We start from the raw sequence: 23,731 nt of genomic DNA, 5'->3' as shown, positions 1-23,731 counted from the left end.
TCACAAATGAATGGCCGGGATCTGTTCCGCTTGATCCAAACTTAGTTTCCCAGAATTCCAGGCAGGCGCAGCCCGTGTTCACGAGCGCAATCCTTGGCCAGGTCATAACCCGCATCGGCGTGACGCCACACGCCCGAGGCAGGGTCGTTCCACAAAACGCGCTCCAGGCGTTTGGCAGCATCATCGGTGCCGTCGGCGCAGATCACCACACCCGCATGCTGGGAAAAGCCCATGCCAACGCCGCCGCCATGGTGCAGAGATACCCATGTCGCGCCCGAGGCAGTGTTGACCAGTGCATTTAGCAGAGGCCAGTCCGAGACCGCGTCAGACCCGTCCTTCATCGCTTCGGTCTCGCGGTTGGGCGAGGCGACTGAACCGGAATCCAGATGGTCACGACCAATGACCACCGGCGCGCTTAGCTCGCCCGTTCTGACCATCTCGTTAAACGCCAGACCCAGGCGATGTCGGTCACCCAGACCAACCCAGCAGATGCGCGCGGGCAGGCCCTGGAATGCGATCCGTTCGCGCGCCATGTCCAGCCAGTTGTGCAGATGTGTGTTGTCGGGCAGCAGATCCTTGACCTTTTGATCGGTCTTGTAGATGTCCTCGGGGTCCCCCGACAGGGCCGCCCAGCGGAACGGGCCAATGCCACGGCAGAATAGCGGACGGATATAGGCAGGCACAAAGCCCGGGAAGGCGAAGGCGTCTTCTAGACCTTCCTCAAGCGCCATTTGCCGGATGTTGTTGCCGTAATCTACGGTTGGAACACCATCATTGTGAAAGGCAACCATCGCCGCGACCTGCACCTTCATCGAGGCGCGGGCAGCCTTTTCCACTTCCTTCGGAGCGGTTTCAGCCTTGGATCGCCACTCGGCTACGGTCCAACCTTGAGGCAGGTACCCATTGATCGGGTCATGCGCGCTGGTCTGATCGGTGACGATGTCAGGCTTGACGCCGCGCTTGTGGATCTCGGGGAAGATATCGGCGGCATTGCCGATCAGCGCCACGGATTTGGCTTCGCCCGCTTTGGTCCAACGCTCGATCATATCCAGCGCCTCGTCCAGGCTGTGGGTTTTCTCGTCGACATAGCGCGTGCGCAGTCGGAAATCGGCGGATTTCTCGTCGCACTCCACGGCCAGACAGCAGGCACCCGCCATCACAGCAGCCAGTGGCTGAGCACCGCCCATACCACCCAGACCCCCGGTCAGGATCCAACGGCCTTTCAGACTGCCACTATAGTGCTGGCGTCCTGCTTCCATGAAGGTCTCATAGGTGCCTTGGACGATGCCCTGCGACCCGATGTAAATCCAGGAACCCGCAGTCATCTGGCCATACATCGCCAGACCTTTCTTATCCAACTCGTTGAAGTGATCCCAATTCGCCCAATGCGGCACCAGGTTCGAGTTGGCAATCAGCACGCGCGGTGCGTCCTTGTGGGTTTTCACGATGGCGACGGGCTTTCCCGATTGCACGACCAGGGTTTCGTCCGCTTCCAGATCTTTCAGGCTGTCGACGATCAGGTCGAAATCCTTCCAGGTTCGCGCGGCCCGGCCTATGCCGCCATATACTACCAGCTCGTGCGGGTTTTCTGCCACGTCGGGATGCAGGTTGTTCATCAGCATCCGCAGTGGTGCTTCGGTCAACCAGCTTTTGGCATTCAGTTCGGTCCCGGTTGGCGGATAGATGTCCCGGCTGTTCTTACGAGGATCGCTCATCGGTCATTCCCTTCAGATTGGATGGAGCCCGACAGGGCAAGGGCATTGAAGTTTTCAATCATGTGTCTCGGCTGCGGTCGCGCGCCATCATGGCAAAGACCGTCATCAGTTAAGGCCCGGCAAAGAGGCGTTCAGCGCGTTCAGCAACGCGCCCGACGCGACCAATTCCTTTGCAGCTTTCAGATCGGGCGCCATATAGCGATCCTCTTGCAGGCTCGAAACATCCTCGCGCAGCCGTGCGATGGCCTGTTGCAGCAACGGGCTCGTCTGGAGGGGGGCGCGGAATTCGATGCCACGTGCGGCGCAGAGCAGCTCGACCCCAAGGATATGGTTGAGGTTTTCGACCATGCGGGACAGCCGCCGCGCACCATGCGCTGCCATCGAGACGTGATCTTCCTGATTGGCGGAGGTGGGTGTTGAATCGGTGACACATGGGTTGGCCAGATGCTTGTTCTCGCTCATCAAAGCGGCTGTCGTCACCTCGGCAATCATCAGGCCGGAATTCAATCCGGGTTCAGGTGTCAGGAAGGGCGGAAGATCGAAGCTGAGCGTTGGATCGACCATCAGAGCAATACGCCGTTGACTGATCGCGCCAATCTCGGACAATGCCAGCGCAATCATGTCAGCAGCGAACCCAACGGGTTCCGCGTGAAAATTACCACCGGACACGATCATATCCGCTTCGGTCAGCACAAGTGGGTTGTCTGTTGCAGCATTCGCTTCGATCAAAAGGGTCTGTGCGGCCTGTCGCAGGACATCCATCGCCGCACCAGTCACCTGCGGCTGACAGCGGATGCAATAGGGATCCTGAACACGTGTATCATCATCCCGGTGGCTTTCTCGAATTTCGGATTGCGCCAGTATCTCACGCATCGAACTTGCCGCTTCGATCTGGCCACGATGTCCTCGCAGCGCATGGATTTCGGGCTGCAGCGGAGCGGTTGATCCCATGATGGCATCGGTGGACATGGCCGAGATGACCAGCGCATTGCGCACAGCACGCCAGACTTCGAACATACCGGCAAGCGCATAGGCCGTTGAAAACTGTGTGCCATTGATAAAGGCCAAACCTTCCTTGGGGCCAAGCTCGATCGGGGACAGGCCAGCCTTTGCAAGCGCCTCGGCACCCGGAAGAATTTCGCCTTTATATTCCGCCTCTCCCTCACCGATCACCACTGCGGTCATATGTGAAAGAGGTGCCAGATCGCCTGACGCGCCAACCGATCCTTGATTTGGAACAACAGGGGTGACGCCTTTTTCCAGCATGTCTTGCATAAGCTCGATCAGTTGCCAGCGGACGCCAGATGCGCCACGGCCAAAACTCAATAGCTTAAGAGACATCATAAGCCGAACCATCCGGCGGGGCATCGCGTTTCCTACGCCGCAGCAATGGCTGAGGATCAGGTTTCGCTGCAAAGTGGCGGTGTCTTCAGATTTGATCTTGAGACTGGCCAATTTGCCAAAACCCGTGTTGACGCCATAAACCGGTACATCACCCGCAGCGGCGATAGCGATCCGTTTTGCGGCCGCCTCGACCGCAGGACGACACGTCGGATCCAGTATGACCGAGGCTTCATCCCAATAGATGGTTTCAAGCTGAGGCAGAGTAGCCTGCCCGGGCGCCAGAGTGAGAGTTGTCACGCTTGACCTCCAAAGATGCGTTTGTGAAGCGGGTTGAACCCGATACGATAAGAAAGCTCGGCCGGATGGCCCACATTCCAGACCGCCAGATCGGCCCGCTGACCCGCGGCGATCATACCGCGATCACTCAAACCAAGGGCACGCGCGGCGTTACAGGTCACGCCCGCAAGTGTTTCCTCTGGCGTCATGCGGAACAGCGTGCAGCCCATATTCATGGTCAGAAGAAGAGATGTCAGGGGGGATGATCCCGGATTGCAATCGGTTGCCAGTGCCATTGGGACATCGTGTTTGCGCAGCAGCTCAATCGGAGGCTGACGCGTTTCACGCAGAGTATAGAACGCACCGGGCAGGATTACGCCCGCTGTTCCCACCTGGGCCATGGTGATCACGCCGTCTTCGTCAAGATACTCGATATGATCCGCAGACAATGCGCCATAGGAGGCGGCAAGCTGCGCCCCGCCCAGATTAGAAAGCTGCTCGGCATGCAGTTTAACCGGAAGGCCAAGCGCAGCGGCGGCGTCAAAGACACGGGCGATCTGTTTGGGCTGAAAGGCGATCCCTTCGCAGAATCCGTCAACCGCATCGACCAGCCCTTCTACATGGGCGGCCCGCAAGGTCGGAATGACGACCTCGTCGATATAGGCGTCATCGCGCCCCTTGTACTCTGGCGGAGTCGCGTGGGCGCCCAGATATGTGGTTTGAACAGAAACTGGGCGACGTTTTCCAATTTCGCGCGCGGCGCGCAGCATGTTCAGCTCTGTCTGTTGTTCTAGCCCATAGCCGGACTTGATTTCGATAGTGGTCATGCCCTCTTGGATCATCGCGTCGACGCGGGGCAATGCACTTTCTATCAGCTCTTCCAGGCTGGCGGCCCGTGTCGCTTGAACGGTTGCGTTAATACCGCCTCCGGCGCGCGCAACCTGTTCATAGCTTGCACCATTCAGGCGCATTTCAAACTCTTGGGCGCGGTCGCCGCCAAATACAACATGGGTGTGGCAGTCGATCAAACCTGGCGTCACAAGGCGTCCGTTCAGATCCTCGGCCTCAAGCTCGGTATATTCATCGGGCAGATCGCGTCTGGGTCCGACCCATTCGATAAACTCACCTGATATTACGATGATGCCATCCTCGATTAGCCCATAAGGGCCCTGCTGGCTGGCTTGTGTTGCAATTTTTGCGCCACGAAGGGTTGTTTTACCAGTCATGAGAATCTGATCCCAAGTTGTAATGCTTCTGAAATAGGTATACTGATTACTGTATAATGTGTACACAAAATAATGAAAGGCATCGCGCCGAAGCCGCCTTCTTGGAGGCAAATTAGGTAGAGGTCTTAGGTGCGGGGCAGAGTTACATGCTTCATTGCAGATGTCTTATGTGTATGTATAAGCCAATTAAGGCCGGTTTTTGAGTTGGGGAGTTTTATGGCAAGACCTCAGGGGAACATGAGCTTTCGGGACATCAAGCAGGTGGTTTTGGATCGAATCCAAACCGGTATCTGGAGCCCGGATTCCATTTTGCCAAGCGAGATGGATTTGGCCGCTGAATTCTCAAGTACACGAACAACGGTCAACCGGGCGTTGAGAGAGCTTGCCGAAGAAGGATACCTGGAAAGAAAACGCAAGGCCGGCACGCGGGTTCTGAATTCTCCCATCAGAAAGGCGCAATTTGCGATCCCTTTGGTGCGTGACGAGATAACGGCCACCGGTGCGGCCTATCGGTACTCTTTGGTGGACCGAGAGGTGCAACCCGCACCGTCCTGGCTGGCATCACGCCTCGACCTGAAAAAAGAGCAGGACGTCTTGCACCTGCGATGTATGCATTATGCCGACAACGTAGCGTTTCAGCTTGAGGTGCGATGGATAGTTGCCGACGTTGTACCTGAAGTGTTGGAGGAAAGTTTCGAACAATCGGGGCCGAATGACTGGTTGGTTAACAGGGTGCCATTCAGCAATCTGGAGCTTAGTTTCATGGCGACCAAGGCTGATGGTGAAATCTCCAAGTTCCTGGACACGCCACCTGGCGACCCGATCTTTACCGCCGAACGCATTACCTGGCTGCGTCGCGCGCCGGTGACATATGCCAAGCTTTACTTTGCGCCGGGATACCGGATGACGACACATCTCTGATCTGACCGGATTCCAGCTTTTGGGGCGGTAAAAAATGTCGGTCTTCGTCGGTCTGCCGAATTATGGGCTGACAGAACATCAAACAAAGGGAACGCGATGGCTGTTCAGAATCTAATGACGTTTAAGGCGGGTTCAACGCCGATTTTGCTGAATGTCCCACATGCCGGAACCTTGCTGCCTCCGGAGGTTGAACGCCGTTTGCGACCCGCCGCGCTGGAGCTGAAGGATACGGATTGGCACATGGACAAGCTGGCGCTGCCTTGTGCCGAATTGGGTGTGGGTGTCATGGCGGCGCAGTATTCGCGCTATGTGGTGGACCTGAACCGTTCAGCTGATGACGCGCCGCTTTATTCCGGTCCGACAACCGGCCTGATATCGCAAATCGATTTTGACGGTCAGCCGCTTTATCTGGAAGGGCAAGAGCCAGATGGGCAGGAGACACAGGCGCGCATCCAATCCTATTGGGCACCGTATCATCAGGCGCTCAAGTCTGAGATTCTGCGGATCAGGGCGCAGTTTGGCACCTGCATACTGTTGGATCTGCATTCCATCCGTTCCGAAGTGCCAAGGCTGTTTGATGGGGTGCTGCCGGATTTGAATCTGGGCACAAATAGCGGGGCCAGCACAGCCGCGCGCTTTGAGGCCTGCGCCGAAAGATCGCTGGGGTCCGGCCAATACAGCTTTGTCAAAAACGGCCGCTTTAAGGGAGGCCATATTACCCGGCACTATGGCCAACCCGACCAGAACATTCATGCGCTGCAACTCGAAATTGCACAGTCCACCTATATGATCGAGCACGCCCCTTGGGATCTTGTGTCCCCTAAGGCAGAGGTGCTTGGCACCGCGATCAAGAACCTTGTTACCGCGTTGTTGGATGAAGTTAACACCACCCGTGGATGACCCAAACAGACTCGCCGATACGGCATCCAAGTAAAGGAAAGTGGATGACAACTGGATTTCATTTCAAACAGGCACTGACGGACCAGGGTTGGCTTAGCAATATCTCTGTAATCGTCACGGAATCTGGTGAGTTCGGAGCACTGGTCGCAGACGACAATCCCAACGCCTATCCGGTGATTGAAAGGCCGGTTGTGCCGGGCATGCCCAACCTGCACAGTCATTCCTTTCAATACGCGATGGCCGGGTTATCAGAAGTGCGCCGGAATCCGGTCGACAGCTTCTGGTCCTGGCGCGAAATGATGTATTATTTCGCTCATAACGTATCGCCCGAGGACCTGCAGGCAATCACTGCCAAGCTGTATATGGAATTGCTCAAAGGCGGCTATACCGAGATTGTCGAGTTTCATTATCTGCACAACAAAGAGGATGGAGCGCACTACGCCCAACCTGAGGAGCTGTCTTCTGCTATTGTCTCTGCTGCAGATCGAACGAGCCTCAGCCTGACGCATCTTCCGGTGTTTTATGCACACGCAAATTTCGGCGGGCTGTCTCCGCAAGATGCTCAGAGGCGATTCACCAATGCACGTGATCAATACGCTTTGCTGATCGAAACCCTGAAGCAGCAGCATGAAAAGCTTAACCTCGGAATCGCGCCGCATTCCCTGCGCGCCGTAACCGAGGATGAAATGTCATGGCTTATGGAGCTTCGGCAAGACCAGTTGCCGGGGTGTCCAGTTCACATCCATGTGGCCGAACAGACCAAAGAGGTGGAAGACAGTATCGCCCATAGTGGCAAACGCTCTGTTTCGGCGCTGATGGACCAGGTCCAGATTGACGCCGCGTGGTGCCTGATCCATGCCACCCATCTGGATGACGCCGAGGTTGCGGCCATTGCCGCTTCGGGTGCGACCGTGGGTCTGTGCCCGCTGACGGAATCAAATCTTGGAGACGGGATTTTCCGGGCGGTCGATTTCGTGGCAGCAAATGGCCATTTTGGTATCGGCTCGGACAGCAACATCTGTACCCAGGCAGTTCAGGAGCTGCGCACACTGGAATATAGTCAGCGCCTGCTGCACCGGCAGCGCAATGTTATGTGCTCCAAGGACATGCCCAATGTCGGCGGTTATCTCTGGCAAGCCGCCGCCCAAGGTGGAGCACGTGCAGCCGGGCGCAATATCGGCCGTATCGCAGAAGGGTGCCGTGCTGATTTTGTAGAATTGTCTTACGATAGGAATGGTCTGATGGCGGCGGTGTCGCCCGAAGCCGTGCTGGATTTCCACATGTTCTCGGGTCAGCAGGCAGAAATCATTGCCGTCTATGTTGCTGGTCAAAAGGTCATTGAAGATGGTCAGCACCCCGATCACGAGTCCATCGACGCCGGATATATTTCCACCATGCGTCGGTTGGCGCAAAAACTATGATGAAGGGTGAATAGAACCAACGGAACTCATTACTGCGCGAGCTTAAGAACCTTGGGGCACTTGGTGCTGGTCAGGCTGAAAACATTGTCCGAGATCGCCAAGGAATTTTCTGTCACCCAGCCCATTGGATTCGAACATTCCAGTTGGTTCGCGCCTTCCGTACCTTGTCACATCAATGGCGCGCGTGATGCTGGCGGATCTGAGCGAAACGGAACTGGATCACCGTACCCCCCAATGACGGGTCTGGGCATGTGTGCGGTGCTATTAACAATTCCGGCCACCGCAATCAGCTGGGATCTGCGGAAGATCTGATCAAACAGGTCTGCCACTGCGCGGCGCAATATCAAATTGCAGTGATGCAGGTGGCGGCATCCCAGTTTGCCGATGTATTCCGTCATCGTGACAGGCTGCATAAGCGGCCTGAATTAGTCTGGTAAGTTCGACTCGGTTAGGGCCTTTTGAGGCATGGCTTCGAGGTGCAGTTCACCCAGCAATCAAGGTACCTGTATAAGCTTGCTCCGGTCAGAGATAATGCTGAAATCAGAGAGGTTTTTTGCCCCAAAACCTCATCTCTCCATCAAGTTGACAAGGCGAGGGATTTGGCTGATACAGCCAGAATATGAGCGGGCCGTTAGCTCAGCTGGATTAGAGCAGGGAACTTCTAATTCTCAGGTCGGGGGTTCGAGTCCTCCACGGCTCGCCAAATGCACAATTCCTAATTGAGTATTCATCCGCCACCCTCAGATTACGACGTTGGCAAAGCTCTCGACTGTGACGATCGGACGTGGTTGTCCCGCCAGGCTTTCTGCATCGGTCAGACGCTGCGCCAATGGGTCGGCGTCGCTAAGGGGGCCAAAGTTCAGCCCGGTTAATTTTTCCAAATCCCGGACGCGGATCTGGAATGTCTTATAGGCACCAAACTCAAATCCACCGACAGATTCCACGCTCCCCTGGTTCGAGAGCATCTGTTGGATGACCTCAACCTGGCTGAGTACATAGGCGGTGGAATGAAGGCGAAGAATGCCTTCGCTGCCATCCTCTTCGGCCAGCATGGTCACAAGCTTGAAGAACTTCAGGGGTACCGGCGATCCGGTATCTTTCAACATCGGCTCGTCACCGGTCAGGATTGGTCCGGTGAACACACAGGCCTTGAATCCATGTGTGCGCACATTTGTCATGATAAAGTTCTCAAGACCCAACCATTGCGCGTGGCTCCGGTTAAAGGCCCGGTGCTGCGGGGCAGCAGCGGTATAGTGAAAGCTGTCATCATTGGCCTGTTTGGCCTGTGCATCATCGACACCCCAATTTGTCGCCGCACGGCGAACCAGGTGGCCCCGGTCAATATCCGCGTGATCATAATCCTCTTTGCCGAGTTGGACATTTGCTGGGATGCGCAGGTCAGCGAACCACTTGTCGCTACCTCGTTTTTGCGGTCGGGTCTTGGCACCATCGATATTTAGCGCGGCAATGATCGGTGTTTTGAAAGTCGCAGAATAGAGAATGCCGAAATTCTGATAGCGCAATTCGTTGGGGCGTTCCGGGGTCGCATCCGACGGAGTGGCAAGCCCAAACGCATTCGGTACCATCGGCAGAGGGACCTCTGCCACTTGAAGGAAGTCCGGGTTGTACCCGTCGCGCGGTTCAAAATGGTCTGCGTCATGGTTTCCGTCAGGTCGTTCTGGCCGGGCGATTTCAGTTCCGGGGATCGAGGTCGGCACCGCCCCGTCCAACAATGCGTTGACCGTGCTGATCCTGACCGCCGAGTTTCCGACGCCGAAGGTACCTGCATAATGCAGACCAACCGCTTTGCCGCTGTCCAACGAGATCACAGGCGAGCCCGAGTTGCCGCCCAAAGTCGTGCAGTCATGGCGCAGGATCGTCACGCCGCCATCTTCGATGAGAAATCCGGGCGAAAAGCGTTTCACGTCATACAGGTCGTTGAAATAGTTGGACATCTGCGTGGGGTCATTGCGCAGGGAATCCTTGGCGGGATACCCGATCACCGCGACGCATTCGCCGTGCTGGGCATCCGTATCGGCGCGCGGGATCGGCGTAGGCGTGAAATTGGCCGTATCTGCGGGCAGGTCGATCTTTCCAAGCGCGATATCTGCGGCCGCATCTTCGGCGATATAGGTGAACTTGCGAATGTCGAAAAGCCGTTCGGGGTCTTGTGCCGCGCCGACCTCTTCCAGGAAATCTATCCGGGCGCCATAGCGGGCATTGCCGGGGGCAAACATGAAGACACCATCGCCCAGGAAACTGCGCCGCGCGACCAGCTTGGCAACATGGCGATTGGTGATGATCAGCAGATGGTCGTCCTTCTTTTCGATCACCCAGCCAGTGCCACCCCAGCTAAAGTCATGATTGATAAACTCGATCCGCCCGACCGAGGCGATATTGTCTTCGGCCTTGCCGATACGAATGTCGATATCCGGCGGAAAGTCGGATGACAGCGATTGTTTGCCTTCAACCTTGCCGCCGCGCACGATCAGGGGAGGGCGTCCGACCGCGCGCACGATGGCTTCAAGTTGCGAGGGCGTAGAGCCAAAGCTTTCCAGCTTATTCATCTGCGCGCCCATCAATTCACGGGCACGATCCGGTGTCAGGCCCATTTCACCAAGAATGCCCGGACTGGTATCCAGAGCCTCACGCGCCTTGTCGATTGTTCCGGCATTTCCAAGGCCTTCCAGCCGGCTGAATGTTTCCTTTTCGAAATCGCTCATGGCATTGGTTCCTCAGCTAATATGAAGTTTTCAAACTCAGTCGATCTGCCTCTAGGGATCGAGGTATTTTGGCCCCCGCCCTGTTTCGGCAAACATGGTCAGTGCCGGATGAAACACCACGGGCGCCCGGCTTTTGGTAAGCCAACCAAGGATTTCCTCTGTTCCTGAACCATGGGTGAGCCCCCGAGCAACTGGTGCAAGGCGGCGTTGCAGGGTTTGAGTGGACTTACCGCGCCCTTCGTTCAAAGGATCCGCCCAGAAGTTTAGAACTCGGTCTGCCAGACCATGACTGCCGCGTTCCAAAAGGTCGACGGTTCGACTTGATGTCAGGTCGCTCCATTTCCGTGTGGAATTCCATTCTGGTGGCGGTGGTGAGGGGAAGGCCCAATAGCCGCCGATGACTTGCTGCCAACGTCTTGCCGCGCGTGCGAGCGTTGGCAAGTCAGGGATCGGGTGGTAAAAACTGTACCCCTCGGCCCAATCAGCGGTAAGGCCCATCGCGCGCAATAGCGAAATCACATCCGTTGGACGCTCTGACAGCTGGGACATCGCATTGTTGATCCCCTGTAAACCCGGGGCAAAAATGTCAGCCGCTTCATATAGGCCGGTGGCAAGGTTGGACAAATCGCGCAAAACACGACCTCGGCCACTTGCTTGAAACTCTTCCACAAGCGCCAGCATCCGGTCGAAATAGGGATTCAATGGGGCCAACGCGAGCCCGTAATCATCCGTCGGTAAAGCGGGGTCGGGCATGTCCGGCTCTGAATATTCCAGCCCGAACTCCTGACGGATACCCGCCGCATAGCGGAGCCTTTCATAGGTCAGCTCGCGTGGGCCGTGATCCAGATAGGGGGCGATCAGGCCCAGAACCTCATGATCACCCTCAAAACTCATACCCGTTGCCAGAAGAGCGAATTCAAGCGCTGCTGACTGCATTCCAATTCGAGACGAGCTGTTCACGACGCGAAGAGCTATGTCGCGAAAGTCCTTATTGCGGAGTCGGTTAACGAGCTCTTCGAATTCAAACTCGGCATAAATCTCTAGGAGCATCCGGCCTTCCAGTTCGGGCCTTTGTTGTGCCTCTCTCAGCAAGGTATCTGCTGGCAACAAATTGAATAGGCTTCGCGCCATGGACCAATGACCGCTCTGCCAGTTGTGGCACAGGATCAGGATGCCAACTTCGCTTGCCGGATCATAGGCGCCTTTCAATCCTTCGCGTATGATATGTGTTGCCTCGCGGCGCTGGCCCTGCTCCAACATCGCTCGCAGGTCTTTGACTGCGCGACTATCTGGTGCGGCCACATAACCGCGACCTTTGACGATCCGTGCTCGTGCCGTCGCGGCCTTGGACTCAACCTGTACAAGGTCTTCGGGGGGAAGTTCAGAACTGCTGTCCAGCCCAGTGGCGCCGTATTCCCGTTGTTTGGTTTCTTGCACCGGGGCCGAGCGCTGGCCGCGAGCTTGACGGATCAGGTCCTGCGCGTCGATTGGCAACTCTTTCAACAGCTGTTCGGGGAAGCGTTCAGCCAGTGAGGGATTGATGCTTGGAGGGGCTTCTCCGACGCGCATAAGCTGAAGCGAATGATAAAGGAACAACAGCGGATCGCGGTCAGCGTAATAGTCACAAGCTGCACGGTTTACCTCTGCGGTTTCGACGGGGCTTTGGTTATAGGTGGGTTCTAGCAGGTCCCGCCGCATGTCGGCCTTATGGGTCAGTTGACCATCAGTGGCGGCGTCCATCAGCCAGGATTGCAGGCCAAGATCCGCGACGATTGTGCCTGCTTCGCTGCTGAGGTCACCCAGCCCAAGCGCCGGTGCAACGATGCCGTTCAGGTTGTCGGCGTTTATCTCGCTTAGAACCAAGCCGTAATTGGCAATGCCACGTAGGTGCACTGGCAGGCGCGATGTGATGGCCCGGTTCACGATGCCCGCGGCAATCGGGTCATTCTCGTCTTCGGTGACTTCGGCCAATCGGCCCTCGGTCTGCACCTCGTCAATCAGCAGCCGCAATTTCAACGGATTGCCCTGACAGCGCAAAATGATCTGATCGCGGAATTCCTCGGGGATTCCGGCCTCATCCAGCGTTTGATTGACCAACTCGTCTTCGATCTGGTCGAGCTTGATGTATTCGCCCCGTCTTGGGTGATCTTCGCCGAAAATCGGCCCGCGACCGGCTGAGATGATCGATACTTCGATCTGTTCCTTTTCGACAAAGCGATCCAGATCGTTCATGAGGTTATTCACGAAGGTCGCGCCCTGACCATGCAGTACTTCGAGCGTATCCAGCAGGATAACCAAGCGCAGACCGGCATCAGCCACCGCATTGATCATCGCCCGGATCAACTGACGCGGTGTAAGGTCCGAGCTTTCGTAGATCTCTCGGGTGACCTGTTCGGAATAGCGCAGCCGCAATTTGCGGAGTTCGGGGGCCGCTTGGGGTATTGCCGTACCGATCTGACGTGAGATCTCTTCAAAGATTGGACCGGTCTGCAATGAGGGCTGATCGAAATCCAGTCGGATCAGGATGACGTCTTCGCGTTCGCTTGTAATCTGGATGATGCGTTCCAGCAGGTAGGATTTTCCGATCCCGTACTGACCTTCGATATGCAAGGTTTTCAAAGGGGCCGAGCGCATAGGGTGGTCGATCCAGCGTTGAATCTTGTCGATTTCGCTGACACGCCCCACGAATTTTTCGCCCAGGCGCTCTTTTGACCGGCGCTCGCGTCTGAGCAGGTTCAATCGGCTGCGCAGCCTGAACAGACGGTCATATCCCGGCGCTTTTTGGCCTGCACGCTCTAACGTGACAAGGTGCTGCGACAGGTTTTGTTCATCTGTTTCCGCCTCGATAAGGTGATCCAGAGCGCCCGGTGCGAACCCCTCTTGGCCCGACAGGGCCTGCACGATCTCGGACTGCGTGGTGGCCGAGTCGAACTCTTCCATCTCAGACAATTCGCGATGTCGGGCGGTCAGGCGGAGAATCCATTTGGTCGAGTCGCCCGACTTATCAACATGGCTCAGCTCACGAAGGGATGACATCAGCCGCGCCCGCAGCACGCGGTTGCGGTATTCATCCTCGCTCAGCACCTCGCGCATAAGCTGCCGTGGTTCAAATGCCCCGCGAAGGGCGGCGGCGCGCAGCAGGCGCGAACGGAGTTCTTCCTGCGCCTCGTTCATCCTTCTATCTCCAGAAAGCGTTTGGCCTCTTGGCGAACACGGGTGACAACGGTTTCCAGATGTTCGCCATCGAATTCACCTGTGTTGTCAGGGCTCAACCCGGCCAGAGCAGAGTCCACCATTGCCCGTCGAGCAGCCGGTGTCAGCTCTTTTGCCGGGTCAAGCGAAGTGATCATGCTGTTAATTGTAGCCTCAACATCGCTACGTGTGAATGGTCCCAGCTCTTCCACCAATAGGCCGCTGCGCTGCGCGCCGTCGACAGCGCCGACATTGGCAAAACGCAGGGGCGACAGGCGATAGGTCTCATAGCCTGCGAGGATCAGGCGCAGATTCTCGGATGTGGGCAAGCATTTGGCGATATGCTCGAACTGTACCTGGGCACGTGGTGAGAGCCCTTCGGGCGGGTTGTCGAAATAGATCCACCATGTTTGCCCTGCGGTTTTGGCGGCCTGATCCATGTCAGCAATCAGGGTCTCCACGCGGCTGCCTTCGAATGCAACGTCGGTAGTCTGGGCGGCGGTTGTTCCAGCAGCAGCGTCTGGCGAGGCGACGGTCCCGTTGGCCTTCTCGGCAAGATCAGCAAGCAAATCGTCCGTATTCAGGGTCGGCCCCAATCGGATGCAACGATGTTGCGGCGCGGCGTTAGGTGCTTCTTGCATCAGCAGATAGGATTCCAGCATGTCATAGCTGAATCCGAGACCACGAATAGACGTCGTATCCTCGCGCCTGATCCAGATCCCACGCAGTTTGGATTTGGGATGATCCAGCATATGGGCAAGCCCGGATACGAATTGGTTGCGGCCGATGATGATGGTCCCGTCAATGTCGCGGCTCAGCGACCACATGTCCCGCTGTTTCGAGTTCTTGCTGATCAGATCTTGGAAGTCGGGGTCATCGTGGAACTGCTCGAAAGGGACAAGCCGTTTGGTTGTCTCCCATTTGCCCTGGTGGATGCCCAAAAACCTGAATTGGCTGTCAAAACCGGGGCCACCGGATGACCCGCCGGATGTGTCGATGTCATGAGGGAACCGCTTGGCGCCAGGTTCTCGGTGCACTTTGCCGGGCATGAACCCCTTGGTGACACCTTCGGGGTAGTGGACCAATGTGAACAGGTCTGCACCCTCAAAATCGGGGGGATCGCCGGTCACATCGACACTGCCATAGGTATGCCCCAGCGGCAGGAATATCCGCAGCAGCGCGATGTCCACCTCATCGCCCGGCGGCAGGTTTCCGGCCTTTTCACTGTTGTGATAGGGCCAAAGCTTTACGCATTTTGCAGCATACCGCTTTTCGTCCGAGGCAAGAATCTCAAGGCGTGGATCAACCCCGGCGGGCACGGTGCTAAGAGCATCCAGGACATGGGCTGCGGTCAGCACAAGGTTCGGGGCCACAAACGCTCCAGAACCTTCGAATGTGTTGTTGATCCAGATCTGACAGCGAAAGCTTTCAGCGCGCGGGGCAAAATCGCCCAATGCAGCAAAGTCGAACGAATTATTCGCCGGTGTGCCGATCAGGGTGCCGTCAAACCGAGCGATGTTTTCGGCAAAAATCAGGTTACGGTCGCGCGGCACAGGGTCCGCGCCGCGCGCGCGCAGAAAATTGAGGAACTGCTTGACCTTCGCAGCGTCGACCAGAATTTCCAGCAAGACATCGGCAAGCGTTTCGCCGATATCTTCGTCTACACTTTCCTCGACGGCTTCATAATTCACCGGGTCATCAGGGTCGGGAAACAGCGCAGTCAAAGCATGACGCACAATCGGTTCATGCTTTCGGATTGCAATCCGGATATGCGCTGCATTCACCATCCGTGGCTTATCCCATGCCCAAATAGGCGCTGAGGGCCGGTTTGTCCGACAATGCGGTGTCCAGCCCCGAGGTCGGGGCGTCTTCGCCAACCATGGCCTCGGCCCCACCATCGCTTTCGACGATACGCTTCCGGGCCCCGCGACGATAGCTGAGCCAGATGATCTCATTGGCGTAATCGGCCATGTCTGGGGTAATTTCTCCGGCGGCCTCGCTGTCTGTTCCCGCAAGATGCGAGACCAGAATGTTCAATGTCGGGGTTGCATTCGGGTCGGGTGCTGCCGGACTTTCAGCGCCTGTTGGCAGTGGCGCATTCAGGACCGCCTGGGCATTGATGATGCCCGCGCCAAGATCGGTGGCGCCGTTCCAGACGGCTGGCTTGCTCATCCCGTGTTTGGCACAGTGCAACCACATCGCCTGAACGGTGGTCCCAGCATTCTGGGCCTTTTGCAACAGCGCCGCCCGACCGCCGTGATGTGCGACCCACAGCGCTGCAACGCCTCCAGTCATTGAGGTGGCAAGCGTGGTGCCCTGGCTGGCGCGGATACCCGAGTTTGGGTCGGTCGCCTTGTTCTTGGCCGCGCCCCACACGTTTTCGCCATAGGCCGAAAAGCTGACCTCGGGGCCACGCCCAGTTTTGCGCCAGGGGCGTCTGTCGGGCTGCAGTGCAGCGACCGCTGTGCAGATTTCCAGTGATGCATAGGCGGCGGGAAAGACCACGTTCGGATAGCAGTTGCCCGCGGCGCAGACGATGACCAATCCGGCCTGTACCGCATTGCGCAACGCCTGTTCCGTCGAAGAGACCCGTACCGGCCCGCCAAGCGCCATCACGATGACATCGGCGTTTTGGCTGACCGCATGAGAGATTGCCGCAGGAATACGCAGCTGGGTCATGTCGATCACCGATTTGATCGCCCGGATTGGCAGAACCTTGGCCGCAGGGGCCGTACCGGTTATCGCCCCCGGCGAGGTGGTATCGCCATTCATATCGGCCCCGCCCCGCGATCCGACGACCGAGGTGACAAGCGTGCCATGACCGGGATGTTTAAGGACGCCGCCTGAAAACCGGTCACGCGCATCCCCGTTCCCTTCGACAAAATTCCACATGCCGTTGGTTTCGATCACGCCCGCCAGTTCGCTATGGTCGGAATAGCCCGTGTCGATCACCGCGACCTTGCTGCCCTGACCCCGGGTGTGCTGCCAGGCCAGCGGTGTCTTGATCCGTTTGTGGTGCCAGCCATAGGGCCGAGAGTTGTCACGCTTGGTTTCGCAGAAACTGAGAAAGCTCTCCGTACCCACATGTGCCGCGCCATACAGGCTGTCTGGCAAGACCGGGTTGGCCTCGGCTACGTCCAGCGCCATACGGAGGGCACGGCCAAATGCAAAAACCTCACGCTCTTGGCCTTTTGGATCGATCTCGGGGAATTCAACAAAGAAAAATCGATCCGCATCTGCGTCGAAGACCGCTTGGGTACTGGTGGCAACATCAGGAAGTGCACTACCCACACGTTCTTGAATAGCCGACAAGGATTGGGGTGTATCCGAGACCACTTCAATGACTAGCGGATCGCCGTCGAGCGAGACATCGGACCTTGTTAGGGCGTCATATTCCTGCATGGCAAATATCCTTATACAAAAGCAAAAGATGGTGGGGCGCATGGGCCAACGCCGTAAGCGCAAGCGCGGTCAGCAACAGGGTGAATGCGCTGGCGCGGGGGTCGGGGCGAAGAACGGCGCGCTCCGACAGGATGATCACAGTCAAAAAGATCATGATGGCAAAGTCATGGGTCCCTAGCATGACAAGCATCATCGGCAAGCAAGAGGTGATGCAATCGCGCGCATAGGTCAGCCCAAAGATCAGCACATCGCGGTCGGCACTAGGACCAAAGGCGGCCAGGACCGGACGGCTGTGGCATTTCCTTAATGCGCTGCGTTTTTGCGGGCTGAACTGCCATGCTGCGGCGCACAGGCAAGCCAACGGCGCGAACACGGTTTGGTGCAGAACCGGCGCCAGAAGAAACGCAGCAAGCGCGCCTGCGACCAGCCAGGCCAACAGATATGGCAGAACAAACAGAAGTGCCGCGCGTGATCTTCGATCTGCGAAGCTGCGCGCGCGGACATGTGCGATCTGCGGAACAAGCGTTGGAAGCATCATCGCCAGAACCATCGCCGGCCAATGCAATGAGGGCGCGGGCACCAAAGCAAGCCAAAGCCATGCAAGCGCGGCCACGCCAAGTGTCGTGCGTATTTCGATATCGGCCTGTCCAAACAGGCGAGGGCGATCTATTCCGGTAGCCGACGCCATGGGCGATCAGTCGAAATAAAGGTTTATGCGGCCGATCTCAATGTCTGGCTGCTGTTCTGTTGGGGCGATCTGTTCCAACCCCGGTACTTGGCCAAAGGCCTCGCTGTCATCAAACATCCGTTGAAACCGGATTTGCAACCTGTTGGCGTCGCCTTGGCTCAGCCCCAGTGCAAAGGCCAGCTTTGTGATCTCGTAAGTCACCGCAAGGCCGTTGCCGCCATGTGGGCCGTCCGGGTTGCTTGCCTGTTCAAGGCCAAACGGCGACAAGGTGCCGATAATCGCTGGCGGCAAAGCGTCATCCGGAAGATCCAGCATGACGCGGTAAGATCCGGGCATGCCACGGCCCTTGATCCCCTCAAGATGCAGGTGAACGCGCCGGGTGGTGCCGGGGGCCTCGGCGCCGGAAATCAGCGCGACTGAAGTGTCGAGCTTTACGCCGGCAGTGGTCATTGCACCACGCAACTTGACCGGAGCTTCGCTTGCGCCGGCAAGCTCGGGTTCCTTGCCTGCCATGACGAACTCCTCTGCTGGAATGGCGGGTTCTACTGCGGGTGGAACGCCGTCATATTGAAACCCGTGCAGGACGCTTGTGCTGTCCAGCATTTCTTCGCTGTTGAAGGTGAATGCCGCGCCATCGCCATCATGCATCGAGAATGTCTGGCCAGTGCGCCACAGTGGCGAGGGTGGGGCGACATGGCTCGGGTCGGCGTTGCGCCAGACTTCCCATAGCCGATCAATGTTGCAATGGTGCAGCCAGAAAATCGGATCAAAGGCCGCAGTGGCCGGATTTGCCATAAAACCGCCAGAGCCCCCAATCCAAACGTGTATGTCGTTATGGGGCGTGCTTTCCAATGCGCCATTGTCCCCACCGCCGGGGTGAAACCCGGTTTGCGGGCCACCAAACCCTGATGAGAATCCGGGCGTATCATTGGTGAAATCTTCATGATCCAACGCATCCAGCGACACCACGTCGTCCGGAAATCCGAAATCTCCATTCACCACTACACGTCGGCGGGAAAACAGGAAGTTGCGCGTGCCGTCTGACTTGGTCGGCTCACGGAACGCCACAGGAAGGCGGCGCGCATTCGGGTTTTCTGACAGGGGTTGGGAATAGTCCCAATAAGGCAGCGCCCAATCCTGCGGCCCGCCCAGATCGGCGATGGCTTTGCCGACGACGGCCTCAAATGCGGTGATATATCCGCGGTGCCAGGGCAGGAAGAACCAGCTTTGGTGCTGGCATTGGTTCCAGAATTGTCCGGAACCGGGAATGTTCGGAAAATTCTGCGGCTGCCCATGAACTGCGCCCATGAAAAACCACGATGTCGGGTCTTCCAGATCTCGGTCCCAGAGAGCTTCGACAGCACGCTCATACCAGATCAGAGTTTCGTCGTTGGCTGGCAGGGTCCAAACGTTTTTGCGGATTCTTGTGGCCATAACAATACCTCAAACTGCAAATAAATCTTGGAATCTAATAATGCGCCGAGTGTAACACTTGCGTGGTTTTATGTTAACCAAAATGAATCCAAGCCATAGCAGGGTAGGCCTGGCAGGTGTTGACTGTGCCAATGTGCGTTTCCCAGATAAGATGAATTCAGGGTGACGCGCGGCCTTTCGCTTGCGTTCTAAGTCAGAGGCGCCAGTTACTGTATATTTGTGAATTGGACGGCCGCAGCTGCAGTGGGCACACATGCCGAGTACCCGAAAACAAGGGTGAATTCGAGTAACAGTGAAATAATTCTTGCAACCGGTTGCAAAGAGAATCATTGTGGTGTCGAAAAAAGGGATTCGGGGGCGCGGGATGCTAAAAGTAGGATTGCTGGGGGCTGGGCGCATTGGGCGTGTTCACGCGCAGGCTATTGCGGCGCATCCCTACAGTGAACTGAGCGCGGTGTCTGATGCACTGCCCGAAGCTTCGGCGCGTTTGGCTGAGGAATTCGGGGCCAGTGCGCGACAGTCACAAGAGATTATTTCCGATCCTTCGATAAATGCAGTGCTGATCGCCACGCCGACGGATACGCATTCCGACCTGATCGAAGCGGCCACTCAAGCCGGAAAAGCGGTATTGTGCGAGAAGCCGGTTGATTTGAGCCTTGATAGGGCTGTCGCCTGTCAATCCGTTGCAAAAGCCACCGGCCAGCCCGTCATGGTCGGTTTTAATCGTCGATTCGACCCGAATTTTGCTGCTTTGAAGGCCGCGTTTGAGGCTGGTGAGGTCGGCAAGGCCGAGTTGTTGTCCATTACATCTTTCGACCCAGCGCCGCCACCGGTGAGCTATGTCAAAGTATCAGGAGGGCTGTTTCGGGACATGATGATTCATGATTTCGACATGGCGAACTTCCTGATGGGTGACCTGCCGGAAGTAATCTCGGCAGTGGGCACATCGGTTGTTGACCCCGAAATCGGTGCCGTAGGTGATGTGGACACGGCGGTCGTGACAATGACTTATGCAGATGGCCGGATCGCTGTGATCAAAAACTCTCGGCGTGCGGCTTATGGGTATGATCAGAGGGTTGAACTGTTGGGATCAGAAGGGATGCTTCAGGCGCAAAATATCCTTGAAAACTCAGTAGTTAAGTCAACTTCGAATGGCGTGACCGGTGCCAAGCCGACTTACTTTTTCCTTGAACGCTACATGTCTGCCTATCGCGCCGAATGGGATGCATTCGTTAGGTCAGTAAATTCTGGATCAGGGGTGCCTGTAACTCTGGACGACGGTGTCGCCGCGCTTGCTATGGCCGAGGCCGCAACCCGTTCTGCGCAGTCCGGACAGTCGATGGTTTTGGCCAAAGTTTTGAAACCGGTTGCAAAATGATCGGATATGCGGAAACTTGGGGCAGCTTCGCCCCGGATCGGGGCGAAGAAGATTCGGTTTAATCGGAAGATTGGGGCCAAGACCCCAACACACTGTTCAAACGGGAGGAGAAACCATATGAATAATTTCTTTAAAGGCGCACTGGCAGCTGGTGCACTGGCGATGGCCACGCCTGCATTCGCGCAGGAGATCGTCGTTGTGTCTCATGGTCAGGCCAATGACGCCTTCTGGAACGTCGTGAAAAACGGCGTTGAGCAAGCGGGCAAGGATGTCGGCGTGAACGTGGAATACCGCGCACCCGAGACCTTTGACATGGTTGCGATGTCACAGCTGATCGACGCCGCCGTGAACCAGGAACCGGACGGGTTGATTGTCTCGATCCCGGATGCCGATGCGCTTGGCCCGTCAATCGAACGTGCTGTTGCTGCCGGAATTCCAGTGATCTCGATCAACTCGGGTTCGGACGTGTCCAAACAGCTGGGCGCATTGCTGCATGTCGGTCAGGACGAGTTTGATGCGGGCAAGGCCGCAGGCGAAAAGCTGGCTTCGATGGGTGGCGCGAATGCGATCTGTGTGAACCACGAAGTCGGAAACGTGGCGCTTGACCTGCGTTGCGCCGGTTTTGCCGAAGGCTTTGGTGGCAGCGTAGAAGTTCTGCCGACCTCGAACGATCCTTCAGAAATCGAAGCGAAGGTCTCGGCCGCTCTGGCCGCGAATGACGCTGTCGACACAGTCATGGCGCTGGGTGCAAGTTCGGCTGGTGAACCCACGGTAGCGGCTGTGAAAGCATCGGGCCGTGATGTGAACGTGGCCTCGTTCGACCTGTCTGCGAACTTCTTGCAGTCCATCGCCGATGGAGATGCGGCATTTGCCATTGACCAGCAGCAGTATCTGCAGGGCTATCTGTCTGTGAACTTCATGGGCCTGCATGCCAAATACGGTCTGATGCCAGGTGGCAACGTGCCATCGGGTCCGAACCTGATCACACAGGACAAGGCAGCCCAGGTTATCGACCTATCGGCACAGGGTATCCGCTGATCCGTTTGGGACAGTGAAAAACAGAAACGGCGCCAGGTGCGCCGTTTCAACCGAATTGGGAGGGAAACATGAGTGAGTCAGCGCCCGTCACTACGGACGAACGCGTAAAGAAAGAACCGTTTCTGACCAAGCTGATGAAACGTCCAGAGCTTGGTGCCATGGCCGGTGTGGTCCTGGTGGTCATTTTCTTCGCGCTCACGGCAGACGATTCCATGTTCACGCTGGCTGGAGTTATGAACTTCATGACGCCTGCGGCACAGCTGGGTATCCTGGCTATCGGAGCGGCGCTGCTGATGATCGGGGGTGAGTTTGACCTGTCGATCGGTTCGATGGTTGCCTTTGCAGGCTTGTTCTTTGGTGTCTGCGTGGTGACTTGGCAGTTACCTCTGATCATTGCGATCCCGATGACATTTGTTTTTGCGGCCTTTGTTGGGGCGGTGAACGGCAATATCGTCATACGGTCGGGCCTACCTTCTTTTATTGTAACTCTGGCTTTCCTTTTCATTCTGCGCGGTCTCTCACTGGTGGGTCTCAAAGCAGCCACTGGCGGGTCAACCCAGCTGCGTGGCGTGCGCGATGTAGTCGAAAACGACTGGCTGGCCCCGTTCTTCTCGGGCGAAGCTTTTGCCGGTTTGTTTGCCTGGCTGGCTGCAAACGGATTGATCGATACATTCAAAAACGGGGCGCCGAAAGTACCGGGCATTCCGGTCGAGATTCTGTGGTTTATCGTTCTGGCCCTAGCGGCGACCTATGTCTTGCTGCGGACCCCAGCTGGAAACTGGATTTTTGCCGCCGGTGGCGACAGCAATGCGGCGTCGAATTCTGGTGTGCCGGTGAGCCGTATCAAAGTGTCTTTGTTCATGCTAACCGCCTGCTGTGCGGCGCTGGTCGCAATCATCACCGTGATCGACGCGGGATCGACCGATGCGCGCCGTGGCTTCCAGAAAGAGTTTGAGGCCATCATTGCGGCGGTGATCGGAGGTTGTCTGCTGACCGGTGGCTATGGATCGGCCATCGGGGCGTTCTTTGGCGCGATCATCTTTGGCATGGTGGTCATCGGGCTGACTTACACGGATTTCGATCAGGACTGGTTCCAGGTGTTCCTGGGCGCAATGCTTCTGATCGCGGTATTGTTCAACAACGCCATCCGCAAACGCGTAACCGGGGAGCGCTGATATGACTGAAGACAGCAAGTTCCATCACGGGGATGCGGTAAAGGATGTTGCGCCGATCGTGCAAATGAAGAATATCGAAAAGCACTTTGGTAACATTATTGCCCTGGCAGGCGTCAGCTTTGACGTCAGGCCTGGCGAATGCCACTGCCTGCTGGGCGACAACGGTGCCGGAAAGTCGACCTTCATCAAGACCATGTCCGGAGTTCACAAACCCACCAAGGGCGAGATCTTTTTCGAAGGCAAACCGCTGCAATTTGACACGCCACGCGATGCGATGGAGGCGGGCATTGCGACCGTGTTTCAGGATCTGGCGATGATCCCGCTGATGAGTGTGACGCGGAATTTCTTCATGGGTCGCGAACCGACCAAGGGCAAGGGATTGCTGAAACGGTTCGATATCGACCAGGCCAATGAGGTCTGTATGGCCGAGATGCGCAAGATGGGTATCAATCTGCGCGGGCCGGATCAGGCCGTTGGAACCCTGTCAGGGGGCGAGCGTCAGACGGTTGCCATTGCCCGGGCGGTTTACTTCGGGGCCAAGGTTTTGATCCTTGATGAGCCGACGTCGGCACTTGGGGTACGTCAGACATCGAATGTTTTGGCAACCATCGACAAGGTGCGTAATCAGGGCGTGGGTGTGGTGTTTATCAGCCATAACGTGCGCCATGCGCTGGCAGTGGGTGATCGCTTTACCGTGCTCAATCGTGGCAAGACGCTGGGCACGGCCACACGTGGAGAGATCACACCCGAGGAATTGCAGGACCTGATGGCCGGAGGTCAGGAAATGGCCCAGCTGGAAGGCTCTTTGGGCGGAACGGTTTAACCGTTCCCCCGTCTGGGCCACAGGCCCCTATTTTCGAAATTGCAGGAATGGCCGAGATGGCCTTGTGTTGAAAGG

At 56.9% G+C, this 23,731-nt stretch carries 16 protein-coding genes and 1 tRNA gene; 8 read left to right on the top strand and 9 right to left on the bottom strand.

The genetic code is table 11. The annotated features are described in order from the left end of the window. Nucleotides 1-41: 41 nt before the first annotated feature. The 3 genes from hutU to hutI form a co-directional block, all read right to left on the bottom strand. Nucleotides 42-1,715, bottom strand: coding sequence for a urocanate hydratase (gene hutU, locus AC2FIC_RS10990; protein WP_496691737.1), 1,674 nt, complete (start codon nt 1,713-1,715; stop codon nt 42-44). A 105-nt stretch (nt 1,716-1,820) separates the two neighbouring features. Continuing rightward, nucleotides 1,821-3,356 carry a histidine ammonia-lyase gene (gene hutH, locus AC2FIC_RS10985; protein ID WP_496691736.1) on the bottom strand — a complete coding sequence of 512 codons (1,536 nt, stop codon included), beginning with the start codon at nt 3,354-3,356 and terminating at the stop codon, nt 1,821-1,823. Beyond that, entirely contained in the window at nt 3,353-4,561 is a 1,209-nt protein-coding gene (gene hutI, locus AC2FIC_RS10980) for an imidazolonepropionase (protein ID WP_496691735.1), read from the bottom strand. Before hutI ends, hutH begins: the two co-directional genes overlap by 4 nt. 216 nt (nt 4,562-4,777) lie before the next feature. Here hutI and hutC point away from each other — a divergent pair, with 216 nt between their 5' ends. The 4 genes from hutC to AC2FIC_RS10960 all read left to right on the top strand — a co-directional run bounded on the left by hutC (nt 4,778) and on the right by AC2FIC_RS10960 (nt 8,506). Beyond that, the gene (hutC, locus tag AC2FIC_RS10975; protein WP_246097191.1) at nt 4,778-5,482 is read left to right on the top strand and encodes a histidine utilization transcriptional repressor HutC; all 705 of its coding nucleotides are present in this window, start codon (nt 4,778-4,780) and stop codon (nt 5,480-5,482) included. Nucleotides 5,483-5,578: 96 nt separating this feature from the next. After that, complete coding sequence (hutG, locus tag AC2FIC_RS10970; RefSeq protein WP_496691734.1) at nt 5,579-6,382, top strand: N-formylglutamate deformylase; 804 nt, start codon at nt 5,579-5,581, stop codon at nt 6,380-6,382. 44 nt (nt 6,383-6,426) lie between these two features. Further along, nucleotides 6,427-7,803: a formimidoylglutamate deiminase gene (locus AC2FIC_RS10965; protein WP_496691733.1), complete on the top strand. Its 1,377-nt coding sequence runs from the start codon at nt 6,427-6,429 to the stop codon at nt 7,801-7,803. A 625-nt stretch (nt 7,804-8,428) separates the two neighbouring features. Further along, nucleotides 8,429-8,506, top strand: a tRNA-Arg gene (locus AC2FIC_RS10960). 37 nt (nt 8,507-8,543) lie between these two features. On the opposite strand, the gene AC2FIC_RS10955 is transcribed toward AC2FIC_RS10960, so the two are convergent. The 6 genes from AC2FIC_RS10955 to AC2FIC_RS10930 are packed head-to-tail and all read right to left on the bottom strand — an operon-like array spanning nt 8,544 to nt 19,242. Then, entirely contained in the window at nt 8,544-10,526 is a 1,983-nt protein-coding gene (locus AC2FIC_RS10955; RefSeq protein WP_496691732.1) for a DNA/RNA non-specific endonuclease, read from the bottom strand. 51 nt (nt 10,527-10,577) lie between these two features. Continuing rightward, nucleotides 10,578-13,700 (bottom strand): ATP-binding protein, encoded by a 3,123-nt coding sequence (locus AC2FIC_RS10950; RefSeq protein WP_496691731.1) that lies wholly within the window; start codon nt 13,698-13,700, stop codon nt 10,578-10,580. Further along, nucleotides 13,697-15,505, bottom strand: coding sequence for a S1 family peptidase (locus AC2FIC_RS10945; RefSeq protein ID WP_496691730.1), 1,809 nt, complete (start codon nt 15,503-15,505; stop codon nt 13,697-13,699). Before AC2FIC_RS10945 ends, AC2FIC_RS10950 begins: the two co-directional genes overlap by 4 nt. 7 nt (nt 15,506-15,512) lie before the next feature. Continuing rightward, nucleotides 15,513-17,120, bottom strand: a complete 1,608-nt coding sequence (locus AC2FIC_RS10940) for a S8 family peptidase (RefSeq protein ID WP_496691729.1) — start codon at nt 17,118-17,120, stop codon at nt 15,513-15,515. Continuing rightward, nucleotides 17,107-17,808, bottom strand: a complete 702-nt coding sequence (locus AC2FIC_RS10935; protein ID WP_496691728.1) for a copper chaperone — start codon at nt 17,806-17,808, stop codon at nt 17,107-17,109. Before AC2FIC_RS10935 ends, AC2FIC_RS10940 begins: the two co-directional genes overlap by 14 nt. A 6-nt stretch (nt 17,809-17,814) precedes the next feature. Further along, complete coding sequence (locus tag AC2FIC_RS10930) at nt 17,815-19,242, bottom strand: tyrosinase family protein (RefSeq protein WP_496691727.1); 1,428 nt, start codon at nt 19,240-19,242, stop codon at nt 17,815-17,817. 364 nt (nt 19,243-19,606) lie between these two features. Here AC2FIC_RS10930 and iolG point away from each other — a divergent pair, with 364 nt between their 5' ends. The 4 genes from iolG to AC2FIC_RS10910 all read left to right on the top strand — a co-directional run bounded on the left by iolG (nt 19,607) and on the right by AC2FIC_RS10910 (nt 23,656). Further along, complete coding sequence (gene iolG, locus AC2FIC_RS10925; RefSeq protein ID WP_496691726.1) at nt 19,607-20,620, top strand: inositol 2-dehydrogenase; 1,014 nt, start codon at nt 19,607-19,609, stop codon at nt 20,618-20,620. A 117-nt stretch (nt 20,621-20,737) separates the two neighbouring features. Next, nucleotides 20,738-21,658: a sugar ABC transporter substrate-binding protein gene (locus AC2FIC_RS10920; RefSeq protein ID WP_142635704.1), complete on the top strand. Its 921-nt coding sequence runs from the start codon at nt 20,738-20,740 to the stop codon at nt 21,656-21,658. 68 nt (nt 21,659-21,726) lie between these two features. Further along, the gene (locus tag AC2FIC_RS10915) at nt 21,727-22,833 is read left to right on the top strand and encodes an ABC transporter permease (protein WP_142635706.1); all 1,107 of its coding nucleotides are present in this window, start codon (nt 21,727-21,729) and stop codon (nt 22,831-22,833) included. A 1-nt stretch (nt 22,834) separates the two neighbouring features. Beyond that, nucleotides 22,835-23,656 carry an ATP-binding cassette domain-containing protein gene (locus tag AC2FIC_RS10910; RefSeq protein WP_142635708.1) on the top strand — a complete coding sequence of 274 codons (822 nt, stop codon included), beginning with the start codon at nt 22,835-22,837 and terminating at the stop codon, nt 23,654-23,656. Nucleotides 23,657-23,731 lie beyond the last annotated feature (75 nt).

This window comes from Ruegeria sp. CDSC079 (assembly GCF_059610505.1).
The sequence above is the reverse complement of the archived record's forward strand: the minus strand, read 5'-3'. Positions and strand labels throughout refer to the sequence as shown.